Here is an 8,321-nt window from a genome sequence, read left to right as displayed (position 1 = left end):
CTGGAAGAACGTCATCAGAACGGCGACCGCGATGGCGACGACGATGAGGTTTGGCTCCTGGAGCGGGCGGAAATCATCGTTGCATTCCGCCTTGAAGCGGGCGCAGCCATGAATGAGCATCGTCAGCAGCACCGCGCCCGCTAAACCAAAGTTCGCGCTCAGCCACGGTGGCGTTCCTGGAATAGGCCGGAGAAATTGGCGTCAGCGGATGCCGGAGAACGAGGGCAAACACCAGGATGGTGCCCAGGGGCGGAATCGAACCACCGACACTGCGATTTTCAGGCTCATTTTTCATACGTATAATCAATTAGATAGAGAATTTAACCTGTCTAATCGGTCAACGAAGATCAATGAGTTACCTTGGATTCGTCTAACTCTCCAGCACGCTGCTCCGTGCCATCTACCCTTGCGGCTTACCTCGGCCAACCGCGCCCATTCGGCCAGCCCGCGATGGCGGTTGCCAGATCACCGAGAATGCGACCGCTGGTTCAACGGACCCCCCCTCCGACGAAGGGCCCGAGCGCCCGGAGTGGCCACTCCGGGTCAGTTACGCTCTCCGATTAGCTTGCACGTCACCGTTTGAGGTTGCTTCGCGAGCGCCACGACAGGGTCCTGAGGGCCACTGCAATCAAGGATGTTGTCCTTAAAGACCTTCCTGCCTGAAAATACGTTGACGTTCACGATTGGCGTCCGGTTGTAAATCCTATCGAGCAGCCTGCSATCAAACGTGCGCGCCGGAACCGTGGCGGGCGCATCAGGCCCGACCTCGAATCGGTCTTGCCCCAGGTCGATGTCCCCAGGAGGATTTTCGCCTTCCGAACGTTTGGAGTTGCCGAAGTAATACGCCGCGACAGTCATTGTTTCGTCGTTCTCGACGAGCTTCTTTCTCGCTCCTGGTGTCAATTCTATGCGGAGCGCGATTGGCCCGAACGTTTCCCCGTTAGCAAGAACGGCGTCACAGTGCGAGCGAGCTTCGAGCTTGGATATTTCATCAATGCTCCGCCGGTCGCGATCCGAAAGCGGTACGTCTCGGATTTCGTCGAACTTGCAGCCGGTATTGCCGAAAGCCGCGACGGCTTTGGGCGTCTTAAAGCAAAAACCCGCCGATCTGTAGATCGAGTTGCGCTGCTGCCAGAGAGCATCGCAGCTCTGCTCTCTTTGAACGCGCATAGCGGACATGATCTTCGTCCAATAGAAAACGCCGTGTCCAGCGAACAAGCCGTCGATAACGCATCGGGACCCAACGGGGCAGTTGGCAGTAACTTGGCTTGCAATCACTGAATTTCGGTCTTCGCCAATATAGGCATCACACCAAGGCGAGCGGTTCTGCTTTATGTCCGTGAGCATCAACATGCCGTCGGCGTCTAACACGAGAGTGCCTTCGCAGGACTGTCTGTTCTTGGGGGCTGATCCTTGCGATTGCTCAGTCATGCAAAGAACGCAAAGTATCAAGACAGCATAGTATAAAGCTGGCCGTTTGAGCGTCATTAAAATCCTCATGGTCTCTGCAAATCGCACTGAACTTGCACTCCGTCCTTCACAAAGTCTGCGTACCCCTGGGTTGCGGTGCAAAAATCGAAGGACGTTCCATTCCCCTCGACGTGCCATCCCGCCTTGGCGCAAACAATATTGTCGGGGTCGTCGTTGGCGTTGGAAATGCTGAACTTGCTCCCTCTCCATTCGAGAATGTTTGCACCGGCGTTTACCCGAAGGGGATAAGTCTTTCCATCGACCTTGCAGGAATAGTTGTAAGTTTCAGCATTAGAAACAGTGGAAGAGGACTGCGGTAGGTTTTGCGCCAGCTCATTGATCCTGTCCAAATATGCCTTTCGCAAACAGCCGACATCCTCATTGCATCGCGTTCTCGTCGCGAGCCAAGAGCGTTGATCGCGAATCGCGGCTTGATTCTTTCCCCGAAGAGCATAGAGAGCTGAAACGGTACGATCCAACTCAGCGAGAACCACGTTACTACAAATTGCGCGCTCGTCAGCACGCGTTGCTAATCTGCAATCAAAGCTCTGCGAATAAAGCGGAGTGGAAATAGCGATAACAAAAATTACAGCTCCCACATATCTTGCGATCATGGCCTATACCCTTTGATGTTTCCGTCTCTCAAGCTTAATCGCCTGTTCCTGCGTCATGGCAACCCGCCAACATCATTACGTCATGACGTTGCCCCAGACCCTTACCCAGTTGGTCTGAGAGTCTGGTGCTCGCCATCTTGCACAGTTGAAGCAGTAGGCCAAGGCGCGGAGCCATTGGCGAGCGCAGCGCCTTGGCCGTGTTGTGGTAAGAAGTTTGCGGTATAGACAGCTGGGGCAGCCAGCCGAGCCGCGAATGAGGTCGCACCGTGTTTTATCGCGCCGCCAGATTTCCAGCACCAGGCGCGCTTGCATAAGTGAGGTGAACAGGTCTCGTTCAGGAACTCATCGCGTAAGCGCCCATGCTGAACTTTCCCGCCATTGATGACACCGACCGATTCAGTGACGTTGCCCCAATCATTGGCAGGAACTTGTTCAGTAATATTCTGGGTGAGGCAACGCGCCCCTGAACCGGGAGATCGGTGTCCAGAATTTGAACGCCGATTGATAGTCATCTCGCGTCGGTGAGCGTTTGCCGAAGCTTCGCATGAAGCGGAATCGAGCGACCGCTTCCCTTCTTCGCGATCTGGTCGCGCAGCTCAGCAACCCGTATGTCTTTCTTGAGCCTCACCGCTTCCTGCACTCGTGGGTTTCCATCCGTATAGGATTCCACCCCTCGCCATCCGCAACCGACGAAGTAAAGATGAAATTGGTCCGTCCTTTAGCGTCCTTCGTCAAAACACCCGTCCACTTGAACCTGCCACCGTCTTGCATGTGGGTTGCCTTTACTCCCCCGTCGCTCAGAGCTTCTAGGGTTTCAAACACCTCCCCGGCCACCGTCAGGGTGTTTTGTCCCAGGATGACGTTGCCAACATTCCGGCAAGTGTAGAAGGTTTCCGCACGAGCCGAAGCCGAGCCAACAGAAACACCCACGAGAACAAAAACCAGTTGCTTCACTTTTTGGGCCTCCCTTTTCATTCACTGCTCCCGGCCGCAAGGCCAAATAGAAAGCCTGGACTGTTGTTGCAGTGTGCCGTGCGAAGGATTGTTATTAGCGTCCACAAAACGTGGCGACCTCAATGAACTCGTTCAAAACGCAACGCTTCTGGTACCTCTTTCCCAACCTCGCAGCTGGGAGTCATCCGGGGGGACATCCCCGTCAGATAGAGGGCTCTCTCGCCTTCTAGGAACTGGCCTTTGACCTGATATCCAATCGGACCGCAATTGGGATGGAATATGTAGGCGGTACCCTCGACTTGCACGCCGTCGCGTTGGCCGAGGAAAAGCGTTGTCTTGGCCCGAACTCCCACCGCAAGTATTCCCGGCCGTGGCTGCATGTAGGCAATTTCTAGGTTGCTGCCCTCTTCCGACAGCGACATTACCGAGCCGTTGTGTCGCCATTCGGTAACAACGGCTTTCGACCTCTCGGTATCGGTTATGCTAACGCTAGAACAACGGTAAAGAGTCTCGACGCGTGAGCCACTGCCGATTGGTGGCTTTCGGTCAGAAAATCTGAGAGTTATTCGGCTTGCCCCAACAACTCGCGCAGAAGCCTTCTCGAACCATCGCGCGCCGCCGCCTTTGAAACAGTCCAATTCGAAATCGATGCCATCATTATGATAGGCTAGGTCGCGCGGGGCGCAGTCAATTTCGTAAAAGAAGATTCCTTTCTGGCTTATCTTGTAGATTGTCGCGACATCAGGGCTTGAACCCAGCGGAACATTGCAGGTTTTCTTGTCGGGTGAATCGGACCAGGTGCCATACACACCGTCGCCCGTTTGTGCGAATGCCAATTCGCAGTTCGAGATGATCCCGATTGTGGAAGCAATCGAAAGCTGCAAAAGCGCGAAAGTCACGATCTTTGGCAGGAGCTGAGGCGGCACGACGTTAGCCTGCATAGGGTTCGATCCAGCGTTTATGAGCCCAGCCCGAACGGCAAGGGCCTGTATAGGGAAGGGTCTTGGGCCACGCTGTCGATACATTGCAGTCTTGGCGCTTCTTCGAATATACGATGCCGTACCAATCTCCCTTCTGATTGCAGAGGTAAACGGTTTCGCCGTTGTAGAGCTTGTCGATGCGCTGAGCCTGAAGCGATGGACCGGACTTCACAGCCAGAAATCCGTCGCCGCGAGGATCAAGACCCCGAACAATACCACTGCTCCCGCATGCATCAGAATCACTAGACGCCTCAATCAGGATTGGAACGTCTGGCTTCCTCGCTTCTTCGGCGGAAGCCGGGGATAGTACTTGAAATGCAATGCTGCCGAAGATCGCGATTCGTTCGCACATTTTCATCGATTGCCCCAAGTCGGACACCTGCAAGATTGTCGAGGCTGATACTTGATGAATCACGAGTTCACTGGATTGATTCCCAATTCCAGCCTCCGTTCTTCCAGAACAATAGATAGTCGCATCCTTCATCGCGGCTCTTATGTTGGCATCTGCCAAAGCCACCGGGGGCCGAGTAGGCGATCAAGTTGATGCGTCCCTTCTTCGAAATACTGATGAAGCGTTCGAGGGCGTAAAGTTCGTCCAAGACCTTTCGATGCGCATTAGGGCCGACCTGCTTATAAACAACGAGGTGGCACCCTCGATTCGAACATCCATATCCCGGAGATGCACCACAGATTTGCTGAGTATCGAATAGAAAGTCGCGGGACCCGTCGCCATTGAGGTCGATCTGAGTTACGCCTGGTGCGGGGGCGGCCGACACGTTCAGCCCGGCTTCTTTGCAGGATGCCGTTATGTCGCGAATACGAGTTGCAAGTTCGGTAGGAACCGCAGTTGAGGTTTGAGCCTTGACGAAACTTGGCGCCAGCGCGGCGAGAGCCAGTAATAGGAAAAGTCGCATAGCAGCTCCACGATGATCGTGTAAAAAGTCTATGGGCGATTGTCCAAAGTGAGGTCCGGGGTCAGCAGCCTGAATGTTGCATGCCCACGTCACCTTGGCTCTTGCGCGAAAATTTCAATCTTGGCAACCAGAGGTAATCCAGTCTATTTGTTTGTCCAGTAAGAATTCGATCTTGTAGATGAGGTTATGTCGGCAAGGTGGCTTGAGGTCTCCGGCAACTCCAAGGGTCAGGACTGTCATCTCTGGGTAATTTGTATGAATAATTTCAGYCGCGCAGTAGCGAATGTTGTTCGTGGTGTCGTAACCAGTTTGACGCACGTTCTCGATCTTCATGGTCCAGCGACTTAGCTCAGTCTTCAGCGAAGCTGCTGGGGAGCCCGGGCTTGCGCCATCGAGAAGATTCCCGGCTGCGTTTTGTATCTTTTTGTATTGCCCCATGACGACTGCGTTTTTGACTCCATCGGCATTGCAAGCTGCAACCTCAGCGGCGACTAACGAAGTTGGCAAGAGAACGAGGGCAGTTAGCTGGCTGACTGCTATCGTTAAGAATGAGCAAATTGTTCGAAAAACCGAAGATTGGCTCCGAGACCTAGCAACGACCTTGCGGGCTTGGTGGCTCATATTTCTCAAAATCATTTAACTTCTCATTTCTGTTGTAAGCGTCCGTGAGCAACCGTTTAGGGAATATATTCCCTAGAGACTATATGCCCGATGGTGCTCGATCCTGCAATGCAGGACTGGCGCGCAGTGTTGGGGAGGAACGTTCGTAAAGTTCGTCAGCAACGGCGGATGACGCAAGAGAAGCTGGCTTTCGAGGCGGAGATCGATTTGACCTATGTGGGCGGAATCGAGCGAGGCAAGCGCAATCCTAGCCTGCTGGTTATGGCACGCATCGCGGATGCGCTTTCCGTACCTCTAGTCAAGCTTCTTTCCGACTAGCGTGGCCCATCGATCTACCGATTGCTTGCTAATATTCTTCGGCTAACATCAGGGTGATCACCCGCTGCGTCACGGCCGGGTCGGACGGATCGGGCGAACTGAATTCAAAATTCGAATCATAGTAGTCCACTTTGAAGATGATCGATGCGCCTTCGAAGTCGAACATCCCGAAGTCGTGCTCGCCATGGGGGTCATTCGCGATGCAGAAATCGTCGAAGACTGCAATTGTTTGCACGAGGCGTTGAACTGCGTCCTCACCTAGCGCGGCGACGCCGGGCGTCATGACGGCCTTACCGCCTCTGAGGGTCATCCGAAGCTGATCATTGAGCGCACGAATGCGATCCGTGTCCGTAGACATGGTTAAATTCTCCAAGAATGTTGGGTTGGTGCCGAATTGGTCGGCTGTGCGGGTAGAGGGTATGGCCCGGACCGCAGTCCGAGCCAATTCGCATGTCCAGCGTGCGCAGAATCAGCCTGGGCCGGGGTTGACCAATGCAACCGTGTTGATGTGCCGAATGAACTTTGGCAGCTTGGGCGCGTCGCGGTATCGCAGGGTCAGAATCTCGTCTTCGCGCCTTATAACCACGGCCTCCCACCAGCCATCATCAGGCGACTCATGCGCCAGGACCATGTGGCCGACGGCGATCTCCTCCCAACTGCGCGGCAAGCCGGACGTTACCGGAGAGATACATCTTACTTCGGCCGTCGCTGCGTCTGTTTCGCTCTTTGTCTGAGGGTTCCCGGAAGCCTGCTCCGGAGCATTTTGTTTTTCGGCGGCAGGCTCTCCGCCAGCAAGGGGTCCCGCCGCTTCCAGTATCTTGTCGTAGAGTTCACGCCTGATGTTTGGGACGAACAGCTTTACGACCTTGCCGCCGCCGTAAACTCGTCCCACCGGCAGCTTCATACCCAACCCTGACACTGCTTCCGGTTGGTCGATCAGTACGCGGCACTTCATGTCCATGGCCGCTGACACGATGCTGTCCTTCAGCTCGGCGAACCGAGCGCCGCGCGGTTTGCCGTTGGCGTCGAGTCCTAGGACGTAGACCTGATCAACCTTAGCCGGTTCGGTCTTCCCAGTTTTCTTGCCCATCTACTGCTCCCAGAAATGCAGAAGGGAGCCGAAAGGCTCCCTCAATCTGCGATTGAATGATGATTTTAGTCCAAGACGTGCTCAGGGTAATTCAGGTAATCCCGGAAGTATCTCCAAGTCTAAAATCAGCTAAGTCGTGAATCGACCTTGCTCGCACAGTATATGCTAATAAATGGTCGAGAACAAGTACCTGAAAAGACAGTAAGTATATGAAATCACTCCAATTTTAGCGGTTTTCGGCCGCAGATTCGAAACAGGTAGCAGTAGCTGATTTGGCACGCCGCGCGGTCGTCAATTCGGTTGCCGTTGCACAGGTCGAGACCGTCCGCGGCGCAATATCGCCAGATGGCATGCTGGACAAAACGCGGGAAAAACTCTGGAAAGCTCGGATTAAAGGAGCGAGCATCAATCCGCCCCGCGGCACGTCGGATGATTTCGGCACAGCCGCCTTCCGCGTAGCATGCCGGGCCGTACCGATGGGGAACGCCGCATTTTTCCAAAATTCCGGTCCTGTGCAAGAAATTGTGGACCAGCGTATCAATGACCAGCATGGCCTTTCCGGTCTCGAACCAAACGGGCCTGTGGTTGCGCGCGCCTATCATCAGCCAGGACAACGCATTGGTCAGGACCTTGTCGGCCACACCGAAAACCTCTCGGAGCGGGCCGATCAGGGCTTCCTGTCTGGCAGCCTCCAGATCGGCGTCAGACAACCCTGTGGTGGCTTCCAATTGGTTATCGATCCAGCCAATGAGATCGCCCCCAGCGATGTCCCGGACGAATAGAAAGAGGCTGTAGGCGGTCTGATTCAGCCGCCCGTTCCGGAGGTGTGGACGAGGTACTGGACAGGCATCGATATGATCGGGCTCGGCACAGGTGAAGCTCCCCTTGTCGTACCGGCAGCCCCCGTAGGCCGGGAAGGTTTGGAGCTTTGGGCAGGAGGGCGAATTTCGGAGGCTTGCCTCCATTTTGGACCAGGACGCGGTCCCATGCTTCTCCATGTAGTTACGGGCAACCTGGTCGGAGATGCCCTGAAAGCTGAACGCCGTTAGAAGCCAATCGAAGATGGGCGGTGTATTGCCCAACGCGACGGCTTGATCCAGGCCCGCGTGACGAAACTCTTCGTCGATCTCATCGAGCAACGATAGTGATCCAGCGAATGTACAGACAGCGCGGATCAAAGCGTCGGCGTGCTTGTGTGGTTCAAGAAGGTYGGTACACGGAGCAGTCAGCTTTGCCGCCATTCTTCGGGGCGGTCGTAAGTTAAGCGAGCGGGATCCTAGATCAGAGATACCAACCTCCGCTGGGCGTCACTGTCGCCATCGATGTACCCCTGCGTAGTCTGGATCGAGCGATGTCCAGC

11 protein-coding genes are annotated in these 8,321 nt (G+C 54.9%); 1 reads left to right on the top strand and 10 read right to left on the bottom strand.

Features of this window, described 5'->3' with window-relative positions:
• Positions 1 to 543: 543 nt before the first annotated feature.
• From AB4Z51_RS43325 to AB4Z51_RS43295, 7 genes are all read right to left on the bottom strand, one after another.
• Complete coding sequence (locus AB4Z51_RS43325) at positions 544 to 1,371, bottom strand: YARHG domain-containing protein (RefSeq protein WP_441499624.1); 828 nt, start codon at positions 1,369 to 1,371, stop codon at positions 544 to 546.
• 125 nt (positions 1,372 to 1,496) lie between these two features.
• A complete protein-coding gene (locus AB4Z51_RS43320) occupies positions 1,497 to 2,084 on the bottom strand; it encodes a lysozyme inhibitor LprI family protein (RefSeq protein ID WP_441499623.1) in 588 nt (195 codons plus the stop codon).
• A gap of 624 nt (positions 2,085 to 2,708) precedes the next feature.
• A complete protein-coding gene (locus AB4Z51_RS43315) occupies positions 2,709 to 3,059 on the bottom strand; it encodes a hypothetical protein (RefSeq protein ID WP_441499622.1) in 351 nt (116 codons plus the stop codon).
• Positions 3,060 to 3,157: 98 nt separating this feature from the next.
• Complete coding sequence (locus AB4Z51_RS43310) at positions 3,158 to 3,979, bottom strand: hypothetical protein (RefSeq protein WP_441499621.1); 822 nt, start codon at positions 3,977 to 3,979, stop codon at positions 3,158 to 3,160.
• Positions 3,969 to 4,502, bottom strand: a complete 534-nt coding sequence (locus AB4Z51_RS43305) for an integron (protein ID WP_441499620.1) — start codon at positions 4,500 to 4,502, stop codon at positions 3,969 to 3,971. Before AB4Z51_RS43305 ends, AB4Z51_RS43310 begins: the two co-directional genes overlap by 11 nt.
• On the bottom strand, positions 4,438 to 4,932 hold the full coding sequence (locus tag AB4Z51_RS43300) for a hypothetical protein (RefSeq protein ID WP_441499619.1): 495 nt from the start codon (positions 4,930 to 4,932) through the stop codon (positions 4,438 to 4,440). The genes AB4Z51_RS43305 and AB4Z51_RS43300 overlap by 65 nt, the downstream gene beginning before the upstream one ends.
• Before the next feature lie 114 nt (positions 4,933 to 5,046).
• Positions 5,047 to 5,568 carry a hypothetical protein gene (locus AB4Z51_RS43295; protein WP_441499618.1) on the bottom strand — a complete coding sequence of 174 codons (522 nt, stop codon included), beginning with the start codon at positions 5,566 to 5,568 and terminating at the stop codon, positions 5,047 to 5,049.
• Positions 5,569 to 5,643: 75 nt separating this feature from the next.
• Between AB4Z51_RS43295 and AB4Z51_RS43290 the strand changes: the two genes are divergently transcribed.
• Complete coding sequence (locus AB4Z51_RS43290) at positions 5,644 to 5,871, top strand: helix-turn-helix domain-containing protein (RefSeq protein WP_441499617.1); 228 nt, start codon at positions 5,644 to 5,646, stop codon at positions 5,869 to 5,871.
• A 28-nt stretch (positions 5,872 to 5,899) separates the two neighbouring features.
• On the opposite strand, the gene AB4Z51_RS43285 is transcribed toward AB4Z51_RS43290, so the two are convergent.
• From AB4Z51_RS43285 to AB4Z51_RS43275, 3 genes are all read right to left on the bottom strand, one after another.
• Positions 5,900 to 6,229, bottom strand: a complete 330-nt coding sequence (locus AB4Z51_RS43285; RefSeq protein ID WP_441499616.1) for a DUF3768 domain-containing protein — start codon at positions 6,227 to 6,229, stop codon at positions 5,900 to 5,902.
• Positions 6,230 to 6,340: 111 nt separating this feature from the next.
• Positions 6,341 to 6,961, bottom strand: a complete 621-nt coding sequence (locus tag AB4Z51_RS43280) for a hypothetical protein (RefSeq protein WP_441499615.1) — start codon at positions 6,959 to 6,961, stop codon at positions 6,341 to 6,343.
• Positions 6,962 to 7,176: 215 nt separating this feature from the next.
• Complete coding sequence (locus AB4Z51_RS43275; protein ID WP_441499614.1) at positions 7,177 to 8,100, bottom strand: hypothetical protein; 924 nt, start codon at positions 8,098 to 8,100, stop codon at positions 7,177 to 7,179.
• Positions 8,101 to 8,321: the final 221 nt, after the last annotated feature.

It is taken from the genome of Bradyrhizobium sp. 2TAF36 (assembly GCF_052114925.1).
GTDB lineage: Bacteria > Pseudomonadota > Alphaproteobacteria > Rhizobiales > Xanthobacteraceae > Bradyrhizobium > Bradyrhizobium barranii.
Note: the sequence above shows the minus strand (reverse complement) of the source record. Positions and strands in the feature narration are given on the sequence as shown.

Excerpts from the sequence above, each read along its gene's own strand:
- AB4Z51_RS43310 (WP_441499621.1), bottom strand. The coding sequence starts at position 3,979 with ATGCAGGCTAACGTCGTGCCGCCTCAGCTCCTGCCAAAGATCGTGACT.
- AB4Z51_RS43305 (WP_441499620.1), bottom strand. The coding sequence starts at position 4,502 with ATGAAGGATGCGACTATCTATTGTTCTGGAAGAACGGAGGCTGGAATT.
- AB4Z51_RS43300 (WP_441499619.1), bottom strand. The coding sequence starts at position 4,932 with ATGCGACTTTTCCTATTACTGGCTCTCGCCGCGCTGGCGCCAAGTTTC.
- AB4Z51_RS43280 (WP_441499615.1), bottom strand. The coding sequence starts at position 6,961 with ATGGGCAAGAAAACTGGGAAGACCGAACCGGCTAAGGTTGATCAGGTC.
- AB4Z51_RS43290 (WP_441499617.1), top strand. The coding sequence starts at position 5,644 with ATGGTGCTCGATCCTGCAATGCAGGACTGGCGCGCAGTGTTGGGGAGG.
- AB4Z51_RS43285 (WP_441499616.1), bottom strand. The coding sequence starts at position 6,229 with ATGTCTACGGACACGGATCGCATTCGTGCGCTCAATGATCAGCTTCGG.
- AB4Z51_RS43315 (WP_441499622.1), bottom strand. The coding sequence starts at position 3,059 with ATGAAAAGGGAGGCCCAAAAAGTGAAGCAACTGGTTTTTGTTCTCGTG.
- AB4Z51_RS43320 (WP_441499623.1), bottom strand. The coding sequence starts at position 2,084 with ATGATCGCAAGATATGTGGGAGCTGTAATTTTTGTTATCGCTATTTCC.